Here is a 23,327-nt window from a genome sequence, read left to right as displayed (position 1 = left end):
GGGTTTTCTGAAATTTCCCTTGCCTGCGGCGGTAACCTCGCGGGGTGTCCCCCGGTTCCAGACTCCGCGAGGCCCCGCCGCAGCGCGTGCTCGACGCTTTCGGCGCGACGGGGGAGCCGGAGCGGCTGCCGGGTAGTTCGGCCTGGCGCTGCGGGCACGTGGTACTCAAACCTGTCGCCGATCGGGCGCGTGCGATGTGGCTGGCGAACACGCTGAGCCGCATCGACGCGCCCGATCTGCGTATCGCCCGGCCGGTGCGCACGACCGACGGGCGGGCGATCATCGGCGGCTGGGCCGCGAGCCGCTATCTGCCCGGCAGGCCCGAACACCGCTACGACCAGATCATGCAGGCCGCGCTCAAACTCACCCAGGCGACCGCGGAGCTGCCGCGGCCGGGATTTCTCGCCTCCCGCACCGATCCGGACGCCATCGCGGACCGGATCGCCTGGGGCGAGGCGAAGATTCCCGTCGAGGAGACCAGGGGCGAGGGCTGGTTCGAGGTGCTCGCGGTGGCACGAAGACCCGTGGCGTTGCCCGAGCAGATCGTCCCCGGCGATCTCTTCGGCACCGTGTTGTTCGACGGTGAGTCCCCGCCCGGAATCGTCGACTTCGATCCCTACTTCCGGCCCGCCGAATGGGCCGCCGCCATCGTCGCCGTGGACGCGGTCGCCTGGGGCGGGGCCGGTATCGAATTCCTCCACCGCTGGTCTCATCTGCCGGAATGGTCCCAGTTACTCCTTCGTGCCGTACTTTTCCGGCTGGCCGCCAACTCGATCAACCCCCGTGGCACCGCCGCCGCGCTCGACGGGATCCGCGCCGCCGCCGCCTCGGTCAGCGAACTGCTGTGAAACTCGCCGACCTGGTACTTTCCCACGGAAGTGCCCCAGGTCACTTCTCACCACCTACCTCTGCTAATAGGCAAGCAATGTCAAACGCCTGAAACATTCGGGCATTTTCAGGTAACACGGCCTCCTTACCTTCGAGTCACGTCGAGGGAAGGAGGTGCGCGTGACGCTGACGGCGGAACGTGGAGTCAAAGTCGCGACGCATTGCCCGTACTGTGCGCTGCAGTGCGGGATGAGCGTGTCCGGCACCTCTGTCGCCCCCAGGGAGTTCCCCACCAACGGCGGCGGGCTGTGCCAGAAGGGCTGGACCTCCGGAACGCTGCTGACCTCGCCCGCGCGCCTGACCAGCCCACTCGTCCGCGTCGACGGCGAACTCGTCCCGGCTAGCTGGGACGACGCCCTCGATCTCGTCGCGCGGCGGCTCACCGACATCCAGGCGCAGCACGGCGCCGACGCGGCCGCGCTCTTCGGCGGCGGCGGGCTGACGAACGAGAAGTGCTACCTGCTGGGCAAGTTCGCCCGGGTGGCGCTGGGTACTTCGCAGGTGGACTACAACGGCCGCTTCTGCATGTCCTCGGCCGCGGCCGCCGGTAACAAGGCGTTCGGGCTCGACCGCGGGCTGCCGTTCCCGCTCACGGACCTCGCCGAGGCCGACGCGGTACTGCTGATCGGGTCCAACCCGGCCGAGACGATGCCGCCGTTCATGCAGCACCTGCGCCACGCGATCGACGTCGGCGGCCTCATCGTCGTCGACCCCCGCCGCACGCCGACGGCCGAACAGGGCAGTCTGCACCTGGCGCCCGCGCCCGGTACGGACATGGCGCTGGCGATGGGGATCCTGCACGCGGTCGTCGCCGACGGCCTGCTCGAATGGTCCTATGTGGACGAACGCACCCGCGGTTTCGACGCGGTGTGGCGGATCGTGTCGCGCTGGTGGCCCGAGCGCGTCGAGCGGGTGACCGGCGTCGCCGCCGCCGACCAGCGCCGCGTGGCGCAGCGGCTGGCCAAGGCACGCAACGCCTACATTCTCACCGCGCGGGGCACCGAGCAGCACGCCAGCGGCGCCGACACGGTCAGCGCGTGGATCAACCTGGCGCTCGCGCTCGGCCTGCCGGGCCGCGCGGGCTCCGGTTACGGCTGCCTCACCGGCCAGGGCAACGGCCAGGGCGGCCGCGAGCACGGCCAGAAGGCCGACCAGTTGCCCGGTTACCGCAAGATCGACGACCCGGCCGCGCGCGAGCACGTCGCGAACGTCTGGGGCGTGCCCGCCGACTCGCTGCCGGGCGCGGGCCGGTCGGCCTACGAACTGCTCGACGCGCTGGGCACCGGGGACGGGCCGCGCGCACTGCTGGTGTTCGGCAGCAACGTGGTCGTCTCCGCGCCGCGTGCGGCGCACGTCGCCGAGCGGCTGTCCGCGCTGGACTTCCTCGTCGTCGCCGATCTCTTCCTGTCCGAGACAGCGGCGCTGGCCGACGTCGTCCTCCCGGTCACCCAGTGGGCCGAGGAGGACGGCACGATGACCAACCTCGAAGGCCGGGTTCTGCTCCGCCGCAAGGCGATCGACCCGCCGGAGGGCGTGCGCAGCGACCTCGATGTCCTCAATGGACTGGCGACCCGGCTCGGCCAGCCCGCCGAGCGTTTCCCCGTCGACGCCGAGACCGTGTTCGCCGAACTCCGCGAGGCCTCGAGGGGCGGGCTCGCCGACTACTCGGGGATCAGCTACGACCGTCTCCGCGCCGGTGAGGCGCTGTACTGGCCGGTGCCGGGCACCGAGCACGCCGGGACGCCGAGGATGTTCACCGACCGCTTCGCGCACGCCGACGGCCGCGCCCGGTTCGTGCCGGTCGAGCACCGCGGGCCCGCGGAGCCGACGGACGCCGAGTTTCCCTTGCAGGCCACCACGGGCCGCGTGCTGCAGCACTACCAGTCCGGTGCGCAGACCCGGCTGGTGCCGGAACTGAACGACGTCGTGCCCGAGGCCTATGTCGAGGTGCATCCGGACACCGCGGCCCGCCACGGGCTGGAGCACGGCGACTGGGCCCGCGTGAGCTCGCGTCGCGGCGAGACCACCGCGCGCGTGCGGTGCGTGTCCTCGATGCGGCCGGACGTGGTGTTCCTGCCGTTCCACTTCGGCGGCGCCCAGCGCGCGAACCTGCTCACCAACCCGGCGCTGGACCCGACCAGCCGGATGCCGGAGTTCAAGGTCTGTGCCGTCAACCTGGGTAAGGATGATCTTCGATGAGCCCCCGCAAGGTGGTCGTGCTCGGTTACGGGATGGCGGGTGCGCGGCTGGCCGACGAAATCCGGCAGCGTGACCCGAAGGGCGAGCGCGTCGCCCTCACCGTCATCGGCGAGGAGACGCACGCCGCCTACAACCGCGTCCTGCTCTCCGCCGTGCTCGCCGGCACGATGCGGCCCGACATGGTCCGGCTGCACGAGGGCGACTGGGCCTCGCAGCACGGGATCGACCTGCGCACCGGCGTCACCGCGGTCGGTCTCGACCGGGTCAAGCGGCACGTGGAACTCGACGACGGGTCCTGTGTGGACTACGACGCGCTGGTGTTCGCCACCGGTGCGAAGCCGTGGCTGCCGCCCGTCGAAGGGCTCGTGCTGGACGACGGCATGCCCGCGCCCGGAGTCGTCGCGTTCCGCACGCTGGACGACTGCGACCGCATCCTCGACGCGGCCAAGGTCGGCGCGCCGGTGGCCGTGCTCGGTGGCGGTCTGCTCGGGCTGGAGGCGGCTCGTGGGCTCGCCGGCCGCGGGAATCTGGTCACCGTCGTGCACCCCGCCGGCCACATCATGGAGCGCCAGCTCGACGCGGGCGCGGGCCAGGTGCTGGCCCGTTCCCTTGCCGAGCACGGCATCGACTTCCGGCTCGGCACGAGCGCCGCGCGCTACGTGCCGGGCGACGGGTTGAAACTCGACGACGGCAGCAAGGTGCACGCCGATCTCGTGGTCATCTCCGCCGGTGTGCGCGCCCAGACCGGGCTCGCGGTGGACGCCGGAATCGAGGTCGACCGCGGCATCCTGGTCGACGACGCGTTGCGCACCAGCGACGGGCGCATCCACGCGATCGGTGACGTCGCACAGCATCCGGGCACCGTGTCCGGGCTCGTGGAACCGGCGTGGCAGCAGGCCGCGGTGCTCGCGGACCTGCTCACCGGCGAGGACGTCTCGTCGCGCTACCGCGGCACGCAGGTCGTCACCAAGCTCAAGGCCCGCGGCATCGACCTCACCGCGATCGGGGAGGCGCACGCCGAGGCCGGCGACACCGGTGCCGAGGTGCTGTGCCTGACCGACCCGACCCGCGGCCGCTACACCAAACTCGTGATCCGTGAGGATCGGGTGACCGGCGCGATCATGCTCGGCGCGCCGGACGCGGCCGCCACCATCACGCAGCTCTACGACCGAGGCGTCCCCGTCCCCACCGACCGCCTCGCCGTCCTGCTGGGACGCGCGCTGCCCTCCGGGGCCGCGCCGGCGTCCAGCCCCGCCGACCTGCCCGGTTCGACCGTGGTGTGCCGATGCAACTCGGTGACCAAAGGACGCCTCGTGGAGGCGTTCCGGGCCGGCGCGACAGATGTGTCCGAGCTGGCCTCGGCGACCAGAGCGACCACCGGATGCGGCAGCTGCCGCGATGCCGTGCGCGGCATCGCGGACTGGCTCGCGACCACTTCATAACCCCCAGGAGAGGCTATGACCACAGCGACACAACACCGAGGCCGGCGCTGGATCGAGCACTGGGAACCGGAGGACGAGACCTTCTGGCAGTCGACCGGAAAGAAGATCGCGAACCGCAACCTGTGGTTCTCCATCTTCGCCGAGCACATCGGCTTCTCGATCTGGTCCCTGATGTCCGTGCTGGTGCTGTTCATGGGCACCCCGTACGGTCTGTCGGCCGGTGACAAGTTCCTGCTGACCTCGCTCGCGACGCTGGTCGGCGCGTTCGTGCGGATTCCCTACACGTTCGCGGTCGCGCGCTTCGGCGGTCGCAACTGGACGATCGTCAGCGCCTCGCTGCTGCTGATCCCGTCGATCTTCGCGGCGATCATCATGAAGCCGGGCACGCCGTTCGGGGTGTTCCTGGTGCTGTCGGTGCTGATCGGCGTCGGCGGCGGCAACTTCGCCTCGTCGATGGCCAACATCAACGCCTTCTTCCCGGAGAAGGCCAAGGGCATGGCCCTGGGTCTCAACGCGGGCGGCGGCAACCTCGGCGTCGCCGTGATCCAGCTCGTCGGGCTCGCGATCATCGCGAGCGCGGGCACGTCCGCACCGCGGATCCTGTTCGCCGTCTACATCCCGCTGATCGTGATCGCCGCGCTGGGTGCCTCGCTGGGCATGGACAACATCGCCTCGGTCAAGAACGACCAGAAGGGCATGCGCGAGGTCATGAAGGACGCCCACGCGTGGGTCATGTCCTTCCTCTACATCGGCACCTTCGGTTCGTTCATCGGCTACAGCTTCGCCTTCGGCCTGGTGCTGCAGAACCAGTTCGGCCGCACCCCGCTGCAGGCGGCGTACGTGACGTTCCTCGGCCCGCTGCTCGGCTCCCTGGCCCGCCCCGTCGGCGGCTGGCTGGCGGACCGGATCGGCGGCGGCAAGATCACATTCTACAACTTCATCGGCATGGCGGCGATGACCGCACTGCTGATCGTCGCTTCGCAGATCAAGTCGCTCGGCCTGTTCACGACGGCGTTCATCGTGCTGTTCGTGCTGACCGGTATCGGCAACGGCTCGACGTACAAGATGATCCCGGCGATCTTCAAGGCCAAGGCGCGGGCGGCCATCGACGCCGGCGCGGACTCGGCGACCGAACTGCTGCGGGCCCGCAAGCTCTCCGGTGCGCTGATCGGTCTCGCCGGTGCGATCGGTGCCCTCGGCGGCCTGGTCATCAACCTGGCGTTCCGGCAGTCGTTCACGACCACCAAGAGCGGGGTCGCCGCCTTCGTCGGCTTCCTCGTCTTCTACGGCCTCTGCTTCATGGTGACCTGGGTCGTTTATCTGCGGAAGTCCGAAGCCCCGGTAAGTGAGAAGGGGCTGGCGCTGGCCGGCGCCCAGGTCTGACGCCGAGCGCAACACCTTAGGAGGAACGAAAGATGACGCGAACGCTGGTCGTCGTCGGACACGGCATGGTGGGCCATCGGCTTGTCGAGGCATTGCGCGCCGAGGACACTGAAAACTCCTGGCGGGTCGTCGTGCTCGCCGAGGAGGCGCGCCCGGCCTACGACCGAGTCGCCCTCACGTCCTATGTGGATGGCTGGGAGGCGCAGGCGCTCGCACTGTCCGGTTCGGACTATGCCGGGGATTCCCTCGTCGAGCTGAGGCTGAACGACGCGGTGGCGGAGATCGACCGGACCGCGAAGACGGTCCGCACCGCCTCCGGGCACGTGCAGCCCTACGACGCGCTGGTACTGGCCACCGGATCCCGCCCGTTCGTGCCTCCGGTCCCCGGGCACGATCTGCCGGGCTGCTTCGTCTACCGCACGATCGAGGACCTGGACGCGATCCGGGACGCCGTCGAGAGCGCGAAGTCGGCGAAGCGGGGGCGCGCCGCCGCCATGGTGGTCGGTGGCGGGCTTCTCGGCCTGGAAGCGGCGAAGGCCTTGCGGGACATGGGTCTCTCCCCGCACGTCGTGGAAATGGCGCCGCGGCTGATGCCGCTGCAGGTGGACGAGGGCGGCGGCTCGCTGCTGCGGAAGCTGATCACCGAACTGGACCTGACCGTCCACACCGGAACGTCGGCCAACAAGATCGAGCAGGACGGCCGCAGGCTCACCGCGAGCCTGACCAACGGCACCGAGCTGGACCTGGACCTGATCGTGTTCTCCGCCGGTGTGCGGCCGCGCGACGAGCTGGCCCGCGCCGCCGGGCTGGACGTCGGCGAGCGGGGCGGCATCATCACCGACATCTCGTGCGTGACCAGCGATCCCGACATCTACGCGGTCGGCGAGTGCGCGGCGGTCGAGGGCCGCTGCTACGGCCTCGTGGCGCCCGGCTACACGATGGCCGAGATCGTCGCGGCTCAGCTGCTGGGCAGGCAGGGCACGTTCCCCGGCGCGGACATGTCCACCAAGCTCAAGCTGATGGGCGTGGACGTGGCGAGCTTCGGCGACGCGCACGCCACCACCGAGGGCGCGCTGGAGGTCGTGCTCGCGGACGCGGTCTCGGGCTACTACAAGAAGCTCGTCGTCTCCGGCGACGAGGACCGCACGCTGCTCGGCGGCATCCTGGTCGGTGACGCGAGCGCCTACAACATGCTGCGGCCGCTGGTCGGCAGCAAGCTGCCCGCCGATCCCGCGGCGATGCTCGCCCCCGAGGGCGGCGCTTCGGCCGTCGGCGTGGACGCACTGCCGGACGCGGCGCAGATCTGCTCGTGCAACAACGTGACCAAGGGTGCGATCACGCACGCGATCACCAGCGAGGGCTGCGACAGCGTCGCGAAGATCAAGGGCTGCACCAAGGCCGGCACCACATGTGGTTCGTGCGTGCCGATGCTGGGCAAGCTGCTCGACGCGTGCGGGGTGGAGCAGTCGAAGGCGGTGTGCGAGCACTTCGCCTACTCGCGCCAGGAGCTGTTCGAGATCATCCACGCCACCCGGATCACCACGTTCGGGGAGCTGATCGCCAAGCACGGCACCGGTTCCGGCTGCGCGCTGTGCAAGCCTGCCGTCGCCTCGATTCTCGCCACGCTCGACACGACGGCCGGCGACGGCGGGCACGTCCTGGCGGGCGAGCAGGCCACGCTGCAGGACACCAACGACCACTTCCTGGCCAACATGCAGAAGAACGGCACCTACTCGGTGGTGCCGAGGGTGCCCGGCGGCGAGATCACGCCGGAGAAGCTGATCGTGATCGGCGAGGTGGCCAAGGAGTTCGGGCTCTACACCAAGATCACCGGCGGCCAGCGCATCGACATGTTCGGCGCGACCGTCGACCAGCTGCCGCACATCTGGAAGCGGTTGGTGGACGCCGGTTTCGAATCGGGCCACGCCTACGGCAAGGCGCTGCGCACGGTGAAGTCCTGCGTGGGCTCGGACTGGTGCCGCTACGGCGTGCAGGACAGCGTCGGCATGGCGGTGGAGCTGGAGCTTCGCTACCGCGGCCTGCGTTCGCCGCACAAGCTGAAGTCCGGCGTCTCGGGTTGTGCGCGTGAATGCGCCGAGGCGCGGAGCAAGGACTTCGGCATCATCGCCACCGAGAAGGGCTGGAACCTCTACGTGGGCGGTAACGGCGGCGCCATCCCGCGGCACGCCGAGCTGCTGGTGTCCGATGTGGACTCCGAGTCGCTGATCCGCTACATCGACCGCTTCCTCATGTTCTACGTGCGCACCGCGGACCGGTTGCAGCGGACCGCGCCGTGGATCGAGGAGATGGACGGTGGGCTCGATCACCTGCGCGAAGTCATCGTTGACGATAAACTCGGTATCTGCGAAGAGCTCGATGCCGCGATGGCCAAACACGTGGAGAACTACGCCGACGAGTGGCGCGGTGTGCTCGAGGATCCGGACAAGCTGGCGCGCTTCACGTCCTTTGTGAACGCGCCGGGTACGCCGGACCCGACCATCTCGTTCAAGGAGGAGCGGGAGCAGAAGGTCCCTGTTCTACTGGGTGTTCCGGAGGTGGTTTCGCGGTGACGATGGTTGACGAGCAGACCAAAACCGTGGCGGTGTGCGAGGTCGGCCGCCTGATCCCGGGCCGTGGTGTCGCGGCCCTGCTGCCCGACGGCAGGCAGGTGGCGATCTTCCGTACCACCGACGACGAGTTCTTCGCGATCTCCAACATCGATCCGTTCGCGCGCGCCGCGGTGCTCTCCCGCGGCATCATCGGCGATGCGAACGGCGTGCCGATGGTCACCTCGCCGTTGCTCAAGCAGCGTTTCGACCTGAGTACGGGCAAATGCCTGGACGACGAGTCGGTCGTCATCCGGACCTATCCGGTGTCGGTGGCGGACGGCACGGTGTACATCACGCTATGAGCGATTCCCCGAGTATCCTCCCGCTCGCCGGTTTCGCGGTGGGCATCACGGCGGCCAGGCGCGCCGACGAACTCGGTGCGTTGCTGGTGCGCAAGGGCGCCACGGTCCGGTACGGGCCGGCGATCCGGATCGTGCCGCTGGCCGACGACACCGAACTGCACGCCGCCACCACGGGCCTGCTCGACGAGCCGGTCGACATCGTGGTGGCCACCACGGGCATCGGTTTCCGTGGCTGGATCGAGGCGGCCGAGGGATGGGGACTCGGGGAGGACCTGCTGGGCAGGCTGGAGAAGGCGGACCTGCTGGCCCGCGGCCCGAAGGCGCGTGGCGCCATCCGGGCCGCGGGGCTGTCGGAAAGCTATTCGCCGGCCTCGGAGAGCAACGCGGAACTGCTGCAGCACCTGCTGGAGTCCGGTGTGGACGGGCAACGGATCGCGGTGCAGCTGCACGGCGAACCGTTGCCCTACTTCGTGGACTCCCTCAGGGAGGCCGGTGCGGAGGTGATCGAGGTCCCGGTCTACCGGTGGGTGGGTCCCTCCGACCCCGGCCCGCTGGACCGGCTGATCGACGCCGTGCTCGACGGTTCGGTCGACGCGCTGCCGTTCACCAGCGCGCCGGCGGCGGCGAGCATGCTGGCGATGGCGAAACGTACCGGCAGGCATGCGTCCGTTGTGGACGCGCTGACCCACCGGGTGCTCGTCGCCTGCGTCGGCCCGATCACCGCGGCACCGCTCGCGGCGCTCGGCATTCCCACGGTGCAGCCCGACCGGGCCCGGATCGGGGCGCTGGCCAGGACGGTCGCACAATCCCTTGTGGAACGCTCGCCGCGGCTGCGCGCGGCAGGGCGCCAGATCGAGCTCCGCGGCCAGGCGGCCATTGTGGACGGCCACCTGTGCGAGGTCGCGCCCGCTCCGATGGCGGTGCTGCGCGCGCTCGCCGCGGAGCCGGGTCGCGTGGTCTCGCGCCGCGAGCTGACGGCCGCGTTGCCCAGCGGCGGGGAAGAACACGCGGTGGAGACGGCGATCGGCAGGCTGCGCACGTCGCTGGGTGAGGGGAAACTCGTGCAGACCGTCGTCAAACGCGGATACCGGCTGGCGGTGGAACGATGATCGTCCTGACGGCACACGGCACCCGGGATCCGGCGGGCCCGCGCATCATCGAGGAACTGGCCGCCCGCGTACGGGCCGGGGGACGCCTTCCGGTGCGTATCGCGTACGCGGACGTGCGTCAGCCGGACGTGACGTCCGTGCTGGACTCGGTGCGCGGGCACCGGGCCGTGGTGGTCCCGGCCTTCCTGGCGGCGGGATACCACGTGCGCACCGACATTCCCGCGCAGATCCAGGCGAGCGGGCATGCCGACGTGGTGCAGGCGGCTCCCTTCGGCCCGGCGCCCGAACTGATCGACGTGATGCGGGATCGCCTGGAATGGGCGGGCTACCGCCCGGGCGACGCGGTGGTGCTGGCCGCGGCGGGTTCGAGCGACCCGCGCGCCCTGACGGAGGTCCGGCAGGCGGCGGAGGCGTTGTCGAAGCAGCTGGGCGTCGCGGTGCGCGTGGGCTACGCGGCCACGGCACAGCCGTCCATCGCGGACGCGGTCGCCGCGGCCCGTGGCCGGGGGCGCCGCGTGGCGGTCGCCTCCTGGCTGCTGGCGCCGGGCCTGTTCCAGCGGAAGCTGTACGACGCCGGCGCGGACGTGGTCGCCGAACCGCTGGGCGTGCATCCCGGCGTTGTGGATCTCGTGCTGCGCCGCTACCACTCGGCACAGCAGCTCGTCGCGGCTTAACTCTCCTTCACTCACAGCTCTCTCGTAGCTCGCGCACATCGGCGACCCAGCCGGTGCGCCGAGTGTGGTTCGTGTCAGCAACGCACACTCCAGAGAGAGCCGGAGATGACCTTCGATCCCGCGCAGCGCGATTCGCGCGAGGCACAGACCGAGAGCTTGCCCACCCCGCAGAGCAGGTCGGCCGGTGACGGTCCGACCGGGCAGGGTGGGGCGTCGACGACGGCAACCGCAGCCCCCTCCGCGCCGCCGTCCGTCCCACCCGCGCCACCGGCCGGTGCCGGGCAGCCGCCCACCTTCGGGCCGCCGCCGCAGCAGGTGCCGCCCGCCCAGCAGGTACCGCCGCCCGCGAAGCCCGCACGCAACCTCTCCGCCGGTATCGCCGCGATCCTCGCCGCCTGCGCGCTCGTCGTCGGCGGGGCAGCCGGGTTCGTGATCGGACACTCCACCGGCTCCAGCTCGAGTACGCCCACCACGGGCCAGTTCGGGCCCGGCGGCGCCGGCGGCTACGACTTCGGTGGCTACGGCCCCGACGGCGGCATGGGCGGCCCGCCCGGAATGCAGCAGCAGGGCGACACGGGCTCCTCGCAGCAGTCCACCACCTGAGGAGAACTTCGATGGGTCTGTTGGTCCTCATCGTTTTCGCCGCGATCGTGGCAAGCCTGGTCGCGGCGTTCGGCAGGCGCTCCGGCGGCGCCTCCGGTGCCTACCAGACCGGCGACGCCGAGGCCGAGGCGCGGAGGTGGGTGGACCGGCTCGGGGCCGGGGTCACCAACCTCGACGGCGGCGGCGATCCGGCCGCGACACAGGCGCTGGCCGACGCGGCCGAGCGGTACACGGCGGCGAGCGCGGAGTGCAGCCGCGCCCGCACCCCGGCGCAGTTCTCGCTGGCGGCGCAGACCGCGATCGAGGGCCTGCACTACATCCGGGCCGCGCGCACCGCGCTCGGCATGGATCCCGGCCCGGACGTGCCCGCGCTCGGCCAGGCCGAGAGCATCGGCGCCCGGCAGCGCGTGCTCGTGGGCGGTCAGGAACACCTGGCCTCGCCCCGGCCCGGCGACGCGACACCGTACTACTACCCGGGCGGCGTCGTCGCCGGGCGGCAGGTGCCCGCAGGCTGGTACAGCACGCCGTGGTGGAAGACCGCGCTCGTGGCGGGCGCGGCCGGGATCGGCGGTGCGCTGCTGATCGACACCCTGCTCGAGGGCTTCGGTCACCACCATCACCACGACATGTTCGGCGGCTTCGGCGGGCCGGGCGGCTGGTAGCCCCGTCTCAGCTGCCGCGAACCGCTCGTCAGGCCCAGCTCACCCGCACATCGGCGAAACCGCGTACCTTCGCGACGCGTTCGGCCTCCGCCTCGGCTGCCCTGCGCGCCGGGGCGGGGAGCGCGTCGAACACCGTGATCGTGAAGTCCAGTCGCTTGCGGCCGCTGCCCTTCGTGCGCCAGACGCCCGCGATCTCCCCGTCCGCGAGCAGTGCGCCGGGGTTGCCGATGATCTTCCACACTTCCTTCTGCCGCGCCTTGTCCGGCACCAGCACCGCGCGGTCCCGCGACTGCAGGAACGGGTCCCACGGCGGCAGCAACCGCACCACGTCCGGCTCCGGCGGGTTCTCCAGCAGCGCCAGATCCGCGCTCGGCAGGGACAGTTTCCGGCCGTCCACGGAGATCTCCGCGAGCTCGTCCGGCCACATGGCCTTCGCGAGATTCGTTGTGGTGCCGACGAAACCGGCGGCCTCGGCGGGGCGCGCGGGCCCATGCAGGCGCAGGTAGGCCGACACCACCGCGGTCGCCGCCGCGGGATCGGGTTTCGTGCGCATCCGGCCGCGGCCCTCGATCGGCGCGAGCGTCGCCGGGTTGACGCCCGCTTCCAGGCGGACGCCGCCGTGGATCGCGGCCAGCCGCATGACCTGTTCGAGGATGTGGGTGGCGTGGCAGCCACGGCACCAGTACGACAGCCCGGCCGGGATCATCTTCGTGACCGCGGTGCTCACCGCGCCCTTGGTCATCGGTTCGCCGACCACGTCGCGGATCGCGCGCGCCGCCGTGAACAGGCCGTCGGTGGCGCTCATGCCCGCCGCCTCGACCTGTTTGCGCTGCCACTGCATCCGTGCCATCGCGTCGGTCTCGTCCAACGGGATCAACGCACGGGTGACCGCCGCCAGGTCGCCGGTACGGTGGAAGTGCGGGGCACCGCGATGCGTCCAGGCGAGCACGAACCGTGGGTCGTCCACGAAGGACTCGTCGATGTCGGTACAGCGGGCGGCGAGCGCGACCAGTGCGGTGTCCCGCTGCGTGCTCTGCACACCGAGGTCGAACACGGCGAGCTTCGCCGCGTCCGACTCGGTCCGGTGCAGACCCTGCGCCGCGATCCGATAGGCGAGGACCTGTTCCCTGTCCAGCATCTCAGTGCTTGCCCGGGACACCCGTACCCCCTCGGTCCTCCTCGCCGCCGCTCCTGCGTGGCGTCGGCTGCGTGTGGTCCTACAACGAATATTCAAACGTGTAGTCCATCACCTCGCTCGCCCCCGAGATGGTTCCGGCGCCGGAAATCCCGGCCAGCTCGCCGGTGCCCGAGCCGGGAACCACGGTGAACGTGCCGCGCACGCCGGTGGCCCCGTAGCCGACGGCGTGCCGGATCACGAAGCTGCCCTTGCGGCCCTCGACGGTGCCTTCGATCCGCTCGAAGCCCGGCGCCTTCTCGTCGGTGCCCTCCGCCGCGTAGTACAGCAGGTAATCGCAGGTCGAGCTGCCCTCGATGACTCCGCTGTAGTCGAAGGTGCAGTGCGCGTGCGCGTACCGCGGCCCGTCCTCTTCGCCGGCGACAACCTGCTCGTCCCAGGTCTTCATGGTGAATGTGTTGCCCATGAGCACACCTTCCCCTCCATACCTGTCAGGTAGTGTCAGCTTTTCCGGACGAGAATGGAAGTCATGCGGGCGAGCAGGTTGCTCTCGGTGCTGTTGCTGCTGCAGAACCGGGGGCGGATGACGGCCGAGGAACTGGCCGACGAGCTCGAGGTGTCGGTGCGCACGGTGTACCGCGACGTCGAGGCGCTCTCGGCAGCCGGCGTGCCCGTCTACGCCGAGCGCGGCCGCGCGGGCGGGTACCGGCTCGTCGAGGGCTACCGCACCCGGCTGACCGGGCTCACCGAGACGGAGGCCCAGTCGCTCTCGCTGGCCGGGCTGCCGGTCGCCGCTGCCGAACTCGGGCTCGGCACGGTCCTCGCGGACGCGCAACTCAAGCTTTACGCGGCGCTGCCCGAGGATCTGCGCGGCCGCGCGAGCCGCATCGCCGAGCGGTTCCATGTGGACGTTCCAGGCTGGTTCCGCGGCGTGGAAAGCCTGCCGCACCTGGCCGTACTCGCGCGTTCCGTCTGGGAAAACCGCCGGATAAGAACGCGTTACCGGCGCTGGGACGCCAGCGAGGTGGAACGCGTGCTGGAACCGCTCGGACTGATATTGAAGGCCGGGAACTGGTATGTTGCGGCGCATTGTGCGGGAGCCAATCGAACATACCGGGTATCGCGAGTTCTCGAACTCGAGGAACTGGACGAAACGTTCGAGCGGCCGGCTGATTTCGACCTCGCCGACTACTGGCGAGAATGGTCGCAACAGTTCGAGAGGCGGATGTATCCCACTGTCGCGGTCGTCCGGCTTTCCGCGCAGGGCCGGGATCTCGTACCGTTCTACCTGGGAGCGGTCGGCGCACGCGCGCTACGGGACTCCTGTGCGGGACCTGACGAGGACGGGTGGTTTCGAGTGGAGTTGCCGGTGGAGCCCGGTGCTCCGGCGCTGGGCGAGCTGCTCCGGTTCGGGCCGGAGCTGCAGGTGCTGGAGCCCGCCGAACTGCGCGAGCGAGTGGCCGCGGCCATAACGAGGATGGGGGCGCGCTATGGGTGATCTCACAGGCGTCACCATCGCCGTGACCGCGGAACGGCGGGCCGAGGAGTTCATCGGCGCGCTGGAACGTAACGGAGCCGTGGTGCGGCACGCGCCGTTGATCCACATCGTGCCGTTGCCGGACGACACGATGCTGCGTGCGGCGACGGAGAACGTGCTCGCCGAGGGCATCGACGCGCTCGCGGTCACGACCGGCGCCGGTTTCCGCGGCTGGCTCGAGGCGGCCGAGGGCTGGGGGCTGTCCGATCGGCTGCTCGAAGTCCTGAGCCGGGCGCGCATTTTCACCCGCGGCCCGAAAGGCAAGGGCGCGGTGCGCGGCAGCGGTCTGACCGAGTACTGGTCCGCCCCGGAGGAAAGCAACCGCCAGCTCTTCCGGCATCTGCTCGAAAGCGGTGTCGCCGGAAAACGGGTCGCGGTGCAGCTGCACGGTTCTCCGCTCACCGAGTTCACCAGCGCGCTGGCCGATGCGGACGCGCGGCTGGTCGAGGTGCAGCCGTACCGATGGGAGTGGCCCGCCGACCTGGCCCCGGCCAACGAACTGGTCGACGGCGTGATCGAGCGCAAGGTGCGGGCCGTGGCGTTCACCAGCGCGCCGGCGTCGGCGAACCTGCTGAGCCTCGCGCGGGAGCGCGGTGCCTACGACGAGCTGCTGGGCGCGCTCAAGGGCGATGTGGTGTGCGCGTGCGTCGGGCCGGTCACCGCCGGACCCCTCACCGCGGCCGGGGTGCCAACGCTGCAGCCGGAACGACAGCGGCTGGGCGCGCTGGTCAAGCTCCTTGTGGCTGAGCTCGGCGCGTGAGGTCGTACTGCCGCAGGCTTTCGCGGCTGTCGTCCTCCTGGTTCACGCCGAGCCGCCAGTAACCGGTGAACGTGATCGCGCGCTTGTCGAAGCCGCGGTCGCGCACGAGGTGCCTGCGGACGTGCTTGACCAGTCCGGACTCGCCGGAGATCCAGGCGTAAGGCTTGCCGCCGGGGAACACGGCCGCGCTCACGGTGTCCAGCAGCGCCGTGCCGTGGCCGCCGGTGCGATGAACCCAGGTGATCCGCACGTCGCCGGCCGTCGTCAGCCGCTGTTCCTCCGCGGGTCCGTCGATCTCGACGTAGACGTGCGCGAGCGCGCCGCGCGGCAGGCCTTCGACGATCGCGCCGATCGCGGGCAGGGCCGTCTCGTCGCCGACGAGCAGCTGCCAGTCGGTGTCCTCGGGCGGCGAGTGCAGTCCCGCGGGGCCGACGAAGGCCACGTGGTCGCCGGGCTTGGCGCGGCAGGCCCACTTGCCGGCGGGCCCGGTGTCGCCGTGCAAGACGAAGTCGATGTCCACCTCGTCGCCCCGGTGCGCGCGGATCGTGTAGGTGCGCATCGGGGGCCGGATGTCGTCGGGCATCTGCAGATAGGTGCGGTACCAGGACGTGACGTCGTCGGTCAGCAGCGGCGGCAGCACCGGCCGCTGCTCGCCCTCGCGCGGGAAGAACAGCTTGACGTACGCGTCGGGCGCTTCCACGTCGACCTTGCGGAGGTCTTCGCCGGCGAGGCTCACCCGCATCATGTGTGGTGTCACCTGCCGGACCCGGTTGACTCGCGCCAGTCTGTACTTCACGCAGGCAAGCCTAACCTAAGTCGCTGGGTGGGGCCAGGGACCGTGGGCTACGCCTTGCCGTTCCAGCGGTAGGTGCGCAGGTTGATCCGCTGCCCGTCGGCGAGCACGCCTTCCGCGCGCAGCAGCTCCAGTTGCCGGTGTACCAGGTGCGGCGCGGGGGTGCCGTTGGCGCGCAGGATCCGGTGCCACGGCAGATCCGCGCCGTCCTCGGACAGGATGCGGCCGACCAGGCGTGGCGTCGACGCACCCGCGATCACCGCGATGTCGCCGTAGGTCGCGACCTTCCCGGCGGGCACGGTCGCCACCACTTCGCGCACCCGTTCGTGCAGCTCCTCGTCCACACCGCAACTCTAGGGTGGGGCGATGATTACCGGAACACACGCGATCGTCTACGCGCAGGACCCCGAGCGTGCCCGTGCGTTCTTCCGTGACGTGCTGGACTTCCCGCACGTCGACGCCGGCGGTGGCTGGCTGATCTTCAAGCTCCCGCCCGCCGAGATCGCCGCCCACCCCGCCGACGGTCCTGGCCGGCACGAGCTGTACCTGATGTGCGACGACATCGACGCCACCGTCGCCGAACTGACCGCGAAGGGCGTCGAGTTCACCGGCGGGATCGCCGAGGCCCGCTGGGGCCGCCTCACCGAACTGCGGATCCCCGGCGGCGGCACCCTCGGCCTCTACGAGCCCCGGCATCCTAAGGCGACCGACTTGCCCGCCTGATCCGTGGCGGTTCACGGTTTCGTCGTAGGGGCATGATTCCATCGCAGATGTGAGCGGACGCGGAGCGGGAAGGCGAACGGGAGCGCGACTGGTGCGCCGACCCGTCGAGCCGCCGCGCGAGCAGCACTGGGAGGCCGCCGCACGCTCCGTGATCGAGCGTCCCTCCGGGTTCGTGCGTGTCCTCGGTGGACCCGGCACCGGCAAGACGTCCCTGCTGGCCGCCGCCGCGGCCCACCGCGTCGACTCGGGTGCCGATCCCGAGCGGGTTCTCGTCCTCACCACGTCCCGCCGCGCGGCCGACGCGTTGCGAGCGGACATCACGCGCCGCGCCACCTCCGGCGCCGACGGGCGCACCATCCGCGAGCCGATCGTGCGCACCGTGCACTCCTACGCGTTCGCGCTGCTTCGCCTGCAGGCCAACGCGCAGGGCCTGCCGCCGCCCCGGCTGCTGTCCAGTCCGGAACAGGACGTCGTGGTGCGCGACCTGCTCGCGGGCGACCTGGAAACCGGCGCCGAGTACTGGCCCGAGCCGCTGCGGCCCGCGCTGGCCGTGCCCGGTTTCGCCGAGGAGTTGCGCGACCTGTTGCTGCGCGCCGCCGAACGCGGGCTCGGGCCGGACGATCTGGTCAAACTCGGCCGCACCACCGACCGTCCCCAGTGGGTCGCGGCCGGCACGTTCTGGCGCCAGTACGAGGAGGTCACGGTCCTGCAGGGCGCCGGAGGGCACGCGCTGGGCATGCCCGGTTCACCGGCGCTGGACGCGGCCGAACTCGTCGCGAGCGCACTGGTCGAAATGGAGGGCGATCCGGACCTGCTCACGCGCGAGCAGGCACGGATCCGGCACGTGTTCGTCGACGACGCCCAGCACCTCGATCATCTCCAGTGGCGGCTGTTGTCGCTGCTGGGGTCGGCCGCGGAGGACTTCGTGCTGGCCGGTGATCCCGACCAGGCCGTGTTCTCCTTCCGCGGCGCCGATCCAGCCCTGCTCGCCGACGCCGACCCCGGCGGCGAGCGCACGATCAGCCTGACCAGGACACATCGGATGGGCCTGGAAGTGCGCTCGGCGGTCGCCCGGCTCGCGGGCACACTGTCGGGCTCGGGCCGGCACCGCACGCTCACGCCGCGGCCCGACGCCGATGCGGGCGCGGTCAAGGTGCGGCTGATGCCGACGCCGTCGGCCGAGGCCGGCTGGATCGCCGACCAGCTTCGCCGGGCGCATCTGATGGACGGGGTGCCGTGGTCGGAGATGGCGGTGCTCGTCCGCTCGCCGAGCCGGTCTTTTCCCGTGCTGCAACGGGCCTTGCGTGCGGCCGGGGTGCCGATCGCGTCGGCGGCCGAAGAACTGCCACTGGCCCGGCAGCCGGTGGTGCGGCCGCTGCTGGCGATTCTGCGCATCGCCGCGGATCCCGGCGTGCTCGACGTCGAGATCGCGGAGATGCTGCTGTCCTCCCCGCTCGGTGGCGCCGATCCGCTCGCGTTGCGCCGGATGCGCCGGGGCCTGCGCAGGCTCGAACTCGCCGCCGGTGGCGAACGCTCCAGCGACGAGCTCTTGCTGGAAGTGTTGCGAGACAACGACAAACTGGCCGGTCTACCGGACTCCGAAGCCGCTCCGATCCGGCGCGTCGCCGCGCTGATCGAGACCACGGCGGCCGCGATCCGCCGTGGTGCGCCCGTCGAGCAGGTGCTGTGGGAACTGTGGCAGGGCGCGGGTCTGCAGCAGCGGCTGGTGCGGCTGTCCGCGCGCGGCGGCACGCTCGGGTCGCAGGCCGATCGCGATCTGGACGCCGTCGTCGCGCTGTTCCACGCCGCCGGTCGATATGTCGACAGGTTGCCGAGGGCGAGTGTGGCGGCGTTCGCGGACTACCTGACCTCGCAGCACATCGCGGGCGACAGCCTGGCGCCGGTGGCGGTGCGGGGTGAGGGCGTGTCGATGCTAACCGCGCACGGCGCCGCCGGTCGCGAGTGGACGGTCGTGGCCGTCGCGAGCGTGCAGGAGGGCAGCTGGCCGGACCTGCGGTTGCGGGGTTCGCTGCTCGGGGTGGAGCGCCTGGTCGATCTTCTGTCCGGTGTGGACGGTGACGCGGTGTCGGCCACGGCGCCGATCCTCGCCGAGGAACGCCGCCTGTTCTACGTCGCCGCCGGCCGGGCGCGGCACACGCTGCTGGTCAGCGCGGTCGCGGGGGAGGACGAGCAACCGTCGCGGTTCGTGGACGATCTGGAGGCCAACAGCGCCGACGAGTCCGGCGTCGACTCGCGGATGAAGCCGCCCGGCCGCTCCCTGGTGCTGGCCGAACTGGTCGGCGAACTGCGCAACGCGGTCTGCGATCCGCGTACCAGCCCCGAGCGGCGGCAGCGAGCGGCGCGGCAGCTGGCGCGGCTGGCCGAGGCCGACGTGCCGGGCGCGCATCCGGACTCGTGGTACGGCGTCGTCGAACCCTCCACCGCGGACCCGTTGTACGGGGCAGACGACGTCGTCCGCATCTCGCCGTCCACTGTGGACACGCTGGCGAAGTGCCCGCTGCGCTGGCTGATCGAGCGGCACGGCGGCAGCGATCCCGCACAGCTCGCGGCGATCACCGGCACGCTCGTGCACGGTCTCGCGCAGGCCGCCGCGAGCGGCCTGGACGATCAGGGACTGCGCCAGGCGCTCGACGAGGCGTGGGCGAAGGTGGACGCCGGGGCGCCGTGGTTCTCGCGTCGGGAGCGCACCCGTGTCGAGCAGATGGTGCGGAACTTCCTTTCGTGGCTTGCGAATTCGCGGGACGAGCTGACCCAGCTCGGCGTGGAGCAGGACATTGAGGTCGAGCTGCCGCTGGGTGAGGACGGCATGCTCGTGCGGCTGCGCGGGCGGGTGGACCGGCTGGAGTCCGACAAGGAGGGCCGGCCGGTGATCGTGGACCTCAAGACGGGCAAGACACCGGTCACCGCGAACGACGCCGAACTGCATCCGCAGCTGGCGGCCTACCAGCTGTCGGTGCTGCTCGGCGCGTTCGGCAAGGACAAGCGGCCGGGCGGGGCGAAGCTGGTGTACCTGGCGAAGTCGCACAACAAGACCGGTGCCACGCAGCGCGCGCAACCGCCGCTGGACGACGACAGCGGCAAGCGCTGGCTCGATCTCGTGCGGCAGGTCGCCGAGTCCGCGACCGGCCCCGAGTACCAGGCCAACGAGAACACCGACTGTGATCGCTGCCCGGCACGCGGGTCGTGCCCGCTGCGCCCCGAAGGCAGGCAGGTGACCGGCGGATGAGCCAGGCGCAGATGTCGCTGTTCGACGAGGCGCCCGAGCCGGTGCGGGCCGCACACGCCGGCCCGGCCGACGTCGCCGAGGCGCTGGGGCTGTACCCGCCCACGCCCGAGCAGGCCGCCGTGATCGCGGCGCCGACCGAACCCGCGCTCGTCGTCGCCGGTGCCGGTGCGGGCAAGACCGAGACGATGGCCGCCCGCGTGGTCTGGCTGGTGGCCAACGGTTTCGTCACGCCCGAACGCGTCCTCGGGCTCACCTTCACCCGTAAGGCGGCTCGCCAGCTCGCCGAACGCGTCCGTGCCCGGCTGCGGCGGCTGGCCGGTTCCGGGCTGCTCGACCGGCTCGATCCCGGCGGTGGCCGTCGCGCCGCCGTGCTCGCCGGCGAGCCCACGGTGCTCACCTACCACGCCTACGCCGGGCGCCTGCTCGCCGAGCACGGTCTGCGCCTGCCCGTGCAGCCCGGTGTGCGCCTGCTGTCGGAGACCTCGTCGTGGCAGCTCGCGCACCGCGTGGTGTCCACTTGGGACGATGACCTGGACACCGATCGGGTGCCCGCGTCGGTCACCGCGCAGGTGCTCGCGCTCGCCGGGGAACTGGGCGAGCACCTCGTCTCGGAGGATCAGCTGGCGGCCTACAGCCGCTGGCTGTGCGAGCTCATCGAAAGCGCACCGCGCGCCAAGGGCCAGCGGGCCGCGCTGCCGAAGGCATTGCAGGAAATCGCGGAGGCGCAACGTTTCCGGCTCGCGCTCATCCCGCTCATCGAGGCCTACCACCGCCGCAAACGCGGGGACGGCGCGCTCGACTTCGCCGACCAGATGTCGCTCGCGGCCCAGCTGGCCACCACGCATCCCGAGGTCGCGGCAGGCGAGCGAGACCGGTACGGCGCGGTCCTGCTCGACGAGTACCAGGACACCGGGCACGCCCAGCGGATCCTGCTCCGCTCGCTGTTCGGTGGCGTCGAGAACCCGCCGCTGCCGGTCACCGCGGTCGGTGACCCGGCGCAGGCGATCTACGGCTGGCGTGGCGCGAGCGCGGCGAACCTGCCCCGGTTCACCACCGACTTTCCCCGTGGTGACAACGGAAAGCTGCTTCCGGCGCGCGAGTACGGGCTGCTCACCAGCTTCCGCAATCCGCCCGAGGTGCTCACTCTCGCCAACGGGATCTCCGAACCCTTGCGCGCAAGGGGACTCGGCGTGGAACGGCTCCGCGCGCGCGACGGCGCGGGCCCGGCCGACATCGAATGCGCCCTGCTGCCCGACGTCCGCCGCGAACGCGCGTGGGTGGCCGATGCGATGGCGCGGCGATGGTTCGAGGTGCAGGAAAACACCGGTACCCCGCCGACCGCCGCGGTACTCGTGCGCCGCCGCGCGGATATGGCGCCGATCGCCGCCGAACTGCGGGCGCGCGGGCTTCCGGTCGAGGTCGTCGGCCTCGGCGGGCTGTTGGACGAACCCGAGGTGGCCGACCTCGTGGCGACCCTGCGCGTGCTGGCCGATCCGCTCGCGGGCACCGCGGCGGCCCGCCTGCTCACCGGTGCGCGGTGGCGGATCGCGGCCGCCGACCTCGCGGCGTTGTGGAAGCGTGCCAACGAGATCGCGGCACCGGAGTCCAAAGAGGACGAGATCTTCGCCGAGCGCGCGGAACAGACCGGGCTGGTCGACGCGCTGGACGATCCGGGCAATCCCGCGCGGTACTCGGAACCGGGCTACGAGCGCATCCGCCGTCTCGCCGGCGAGCTGTCCGCTCTTCGGCGCAGGCTCGACCAGTCGCTGCCGGAACTGGTCGCCGACGTGGAACGGACGATGCTGCTCGACGTCGAATCCCTCGCCAGGCCGGGCGGCGCCGGGCGGGCGCACCTGGACGCCTTCGCCGACGTGGTGGCCGATTTCGCCGAGACCGCACCGGATGCCACCCTGATGTCCTTTGTGGACTACCTGGCCACCGCGGCGCATGCCGAGGACGGGCTGACGCCCGGCGAGGTCGAGGTGCTGCCGGACCGCGTGCAGGTGCTCACCGTGCATTCGGCGAAGGGTCTGGAGTGGCAGGTCGTGGCCGTGCCGCACCTGGTCAACGAGGTGTTCCCGAACCGGCGCCGGTCCTCGTCGTGGCTGCGCACCGTCACCTCCCTGCCCGCCGCGCTGCGCGGAGACGCGCAGGACCTGCCGAAGCTGCGGGTGTCCGAGGGCATGGACCGCAAGGAGATCCAGGAGGGCCTCGAAGAGCACGAGGAGAGCTTCGCCGAGCGGGAGGCGGAGGAGGAACGCCGGCTGGCGTACGTGGCGCTGACCCGCTCCGAGCGGGCGCTGCTGGTCTCGGGGCACTGGTGGAACGAGACGAGCGCCCGCCCGAAGGGGCCGTCGGACTTCCTCACCGAAACCGCGGCGCTCGTCGGCGAGGGCATCGGCCGGATTTCGGCGTGGGCGGAGGAACCGCCGGCGGACGAGGAAAACCCGCTGGTCACCGAGTCGCGCAAGGCGCGATGGCCGGCCGACCCGCTCGGCTCGCGGCGCACCGCGGTCACCGAGGGCGCCGAGATGGTGCTGTCCGTACTGGAATCCGGGGATTTCGGCGACGAGGAGGACGATCCGGACGGCTGGATCGCCGACACCGACGTGCTGCTCGCCGAACGCGCCGCGGCCGCGGGCAACGCCGAGGAAGTCAGCCTGCCCGGGCATCTGTCGGTGAGCCAGCTGGTCGAGCTGGCGGCCGATCCGGCGGGGCTCGCCCGGCGCCTGCGGCGCCCGCTGCCCATCCCGCCCAACACGTTCGCCCGGCGCGGCACCGCGTTCCACGGCTGGCTCGAACGCCGCTTCGCCGGGGAGCGGCTGCTGGAGATCGACGACCTGCCCGGCGCCGCCGACATGGACGCGGCGAGCGACGACGTGCTCGACGAACTGCGGGCCGCGTTCGAGGCCAGCGACTGGGGCCGGCGCCAGCCGCACGAGGTCGAAGTGCCGTTCTCGACGGAAGTCGACGGCGTGGTGGTGCGGGGCCGGATGGACGCGGTGTTCGCCGATGCCGACGGCGGCTGGACGGTGGTCGACTGGAAGACCGGCGTCGTGCCGGAGCCGGGCAAACTGCGCCCGCTGGCGGTGCAGCTCGCGGCGTATCGGCTGGCCTGGGCCGCGCTGTCGGGCACCCCGCTGGAGAAGGTGCGGGCGGCGTTCCACTACGTGCGCGACGACCACACCCTGCGACCGGTGGACCTGCTGGACATCAACGGCCTACGCGACCTCCTCCGCAACCTACCCACCCCCTGACCCC

At 71.3% G+C, this 23,327-nt stretch carries 19 protein-coding genes; 15 read left to right on the top strand and 4 right to left on the bottom strand.

The genetic code is table 11. From position 1 onward, the window contains the following. The first annotated feature begins 44 nt into the window (after nt 1–44). The 10 genes from HFP15_RS31915 to HFP15_RS31870 all read left to right on the top strand — a co-directional run bounded on the left by HFP15_RS31915 (nt 45) and on the right by HFP15_RS31870 (nt 11,871). Complete coding sequence (locus tag HFP15_RS31915; protein WP_312871859.1) at nt 45–848, top strand: TIGR02569 family protein; 804 nt, start codon at nt 45–47, stop codon at nt 846–848. Between the two features lie 229 nt (nt 849–1,077). Further along, the gene (locus tag HFP15_RS31910) at nt 1,078–3,087 is read left to right on the top strand and encodes a molybdopterin oxidoreductase family protein (RefSeq protein WP_168520552.1); all 2,010 of its coding nucleotides are present in this window, start codon (nt 1,078–1,080) and stop codon (nt 3,085–3,087) included. Then, complete coding sequence (locus tag HFP15_RS31905; RefSeq protein ID WP_168520507.1) at nt 3,084–4,529, top strand: FAD-dependent oxidoreductase; 1,446 nt, start codon at nt 3,084–3,086, stop codon at nt 4,527–4,529. Before HFP15_RS31910 ends, HFP15_RS31905 begins: the two co-directional genes overlap by 4 nt. A gap of 15 nt (nt 4,530–4,544) precedes the next feature. After that, a complete protein-coding gene (locus tag HFP15_RS31900; RefSeq protein ID WP_168520506.1) occupies nt 4,545–5,912 on the top strand; it encodes a nitrate/nitrite transporter in 1,368 nt (455 codons plus the stop codon). 32 nt (nt 5,913–5,944) lie between these two features. Then, complete coding sequence (gene nirB / locus HFP15_RS31895; RefSeq protein ID WP_168520505.1) at nt 5,945–8,482, top strand: nitrite reductase large subunit NirB; 2,538 nt, start codon at nt 5,945–5,947, stop codon at nt 8,480–8,482. A 2-nt stretch (nt 8,483–8,484) separates the two neighbouring features. Further along, nucleotides 8,485–8,823 (top strand): nitrite reductase small subunit NirD, encoded by a 339-nt coding sequence (gene nirD / locus HFP15_RS31890; protein WP_168520551.1) that lies wholly within the window; start codon nt 8,485–8,487, stop codon nt 8,821–8,823. Continuing rightward, nucleotides 8,820–9,932, top strand: a complete 1,113-nt coding sequence (locus HFP15_RS31885) for a uroporphyrinogen-III synthase (RefSeq protein WP_168520504.1) — start codon at nt 8,820–8,822, stop codon at nt 9,930–9,932. Before nirD ends, HFP15_RS31885 begins: the two co-directional genes overlap by 4 nt. Further along, nucleotides 9,929–10,606 (top strand): sirohydrochlorin chelatase, encoded by a 678-nt coding sequence (locus HFP15_RS31880; protein WP_168520503.1) that lies wholly within the window; start codon nt 9,929–9,931, stop codon nt 10,604–10,606. The genes HFP15_RS31885 and HFP15_RS31880 overlap by 4 nt, the downstream gene beginning before the upstream one ends. Nucleotides 10,607–10,711: 105 nt before the next feature. Then, nucleotides 10,712–11,209 carry a hypothetical protein gene (locus HFP15_RS31875; RefSeq protein ID WP_168520502.1) on the top strand — a complete coding sequence of 166 codons (498 nt, stop codon included), beginning with the start codon at nt 10,712–10,714 and terminating at the stop codon, nt 11,207–11,209. Nucleotides 11,210–11,220: 11 nt separating this feature from the next. Continuing rightward, nucleotides 11,221–11,871, top strand: coding sequence for a hypothetical protein (locus tag HFP15_RS31870; RefSeq protein WP_168520501.1), 651 nt, complete (start codon nt 11,221–11,223; stop codon nt 11,869–11,871). A gap of 28 nt (nt 11,872–11,899) precedes the next feature. Here HFP15_RS31870 and HFP15_RS31865 read toward each other — a convergent pair whose 3' ends face one another. Beyond that, entirely contained in the window at nt 11,900–13,009 is a 1,110-nt protein-coding gene (locus tag HFP15_RS31865; protein WP_210718142.1) for a DNA glycosylase AlkZ-like family protein, read from the bottom strand. A 79-nt stretch (nt 13,010–13,088) separates the two neighbouring features. Continuing rightward, nucleotides 13,089–13,472: a DUF3224 domain-containing protein gene (locus HFP15_RS31860; RefSeq protein WP_168520500.1), complete on the bottom strand. Its 384-nt coding sequence runs from the start codon at nt 13,470–13,472 to the stop codon at nt 13,089–13,091. A 63-nt stretch (nt 13,473–13,535) separates the two neighbouring features. Between HFP15_RS31860 and HFP15_RS31855 the strand changes: the two genes are divergently transcribed. Both HFP15_RS31855 and HFP15_RS31850 read left to right on the top strand, forming a co-directional pair. Further along, nucleotides 13,536–14,504: a helix-turn-helix transcriptional regulator gene (locus HFP15_RS31855; protein WP_168520499.1), complete on the top strand. Its 969-nt coding sequence runs from the start codon at nt 13,536–13,538 to the stop codon at nt 14,502–14,504. Continuing rightward, nucleotides 14,497–15,303, top strand: a complete 807-nt coding sequence (locus tag HFP15_RS31850) for a uroporphyrinogen-III synthase (RefSeq protein ID WP_168520498.1) — start codon at nt 14,497–14,499, stop codon at nt 15,301–15,303. The genes HFP15_RS31855 and HFP15_RS31850 overlap by 8 nt, the downstream gene beginning before the upstream one ends. Here HFP15_RS31850 and HFP15_RS31845 read toward each other — a convergent pair. Beyond that, nucleotides 15,272–16,099 carry a siderophore-interacting protein gene (locus tag HFP15_RS31845; protein ID WP_168520497.1) on the bottom strand — a complete coding sequence of 276 codons (828 nt, stop codon included), beginning with the start codon at nt 16,097–16,099 and terminating at the stop codon, nt 15,272–15,274. The two genes, HFP15_RS31850 and HFP15_RS31845, sit on opposite strands and share 32 nt — an antisense overlap. Nucleotides 16,100–16,146: 47 nt before the next feature. Then, the gene (locus tag HFP15_RS31840; RefSeq protein ID WP_168520496.1) at nt 16,147–16,440 is read right to left on the bottom strand and encodes an MGMT family protein; all 294 of its coding nucleotides are present in this window, start codon (nt 16,438–16,440) and stop codon (nt 16,147–16,149) included. A 22-nt stretch (nt 16,441–16,462) separates the two neighbouring features. Between HFP15_RS31840 and HFP15_RS31835 the strand changes: the two genes are divergently transcribed. The 3 genes from HFP15_RS31835 to HFP15_RS31825 all read left to right on the top strand — a co-directional run bounded on the left by HFP15_RS31835 (nt 16,463) and on the right by HFP15_RS31825 (nt 23,323). Further along, entirely contained in the window at nt 16,463–16,819 is a 357-nt protein-coding gene (locus tag HFP15_RS31835; protein WP_168520495.1) for a VOC family protein, read from the top strand. Nucleotides 16,820–16,910: 91 nt separating this feature from the next. Continuing rightward, on the top strand, nt 16,911–20,066 hold the full coding sequence (locus HFP15_RS31830) for an ATP-dependent helicase (protein WP_312871857.1): 3,156 nt from the start codon (nt 16,911–16,913) through the stop codon (nt 20,064–20,066). Between the two features lie 11 nt (nt 20,067–20,077). Continuing rightward, on the top strand, nt 20,078–23,323 hold the full coding sequence (locus tag HFP15_RS31825) for an ATP-dependent helicase (RefSeq protein ID WP_168520549.1): 3,246 nt from the start codon (nt 20,078–20,080) through the stop codon (nt 23,321–23,323). Nucleotides 23,324–23,327 lie beyond the last annotated feature (4 nt).

The organism is Amycolatopsis acididurans (assembly GCF_012328925.1).
In the GTDB taxonomy this organism is placed as follows: Bacteria; Actinomycetota; Actinomycetes; order Mycobacteriales; family Pseudonocardiaceae; genus Amycolatopsis_E; species Amycolatopsis_E acididurans.
Note: the sequence above shows the minus strand (reverse complement) of the source record. Positions and strands in the feature narration are given on the sequence as shown.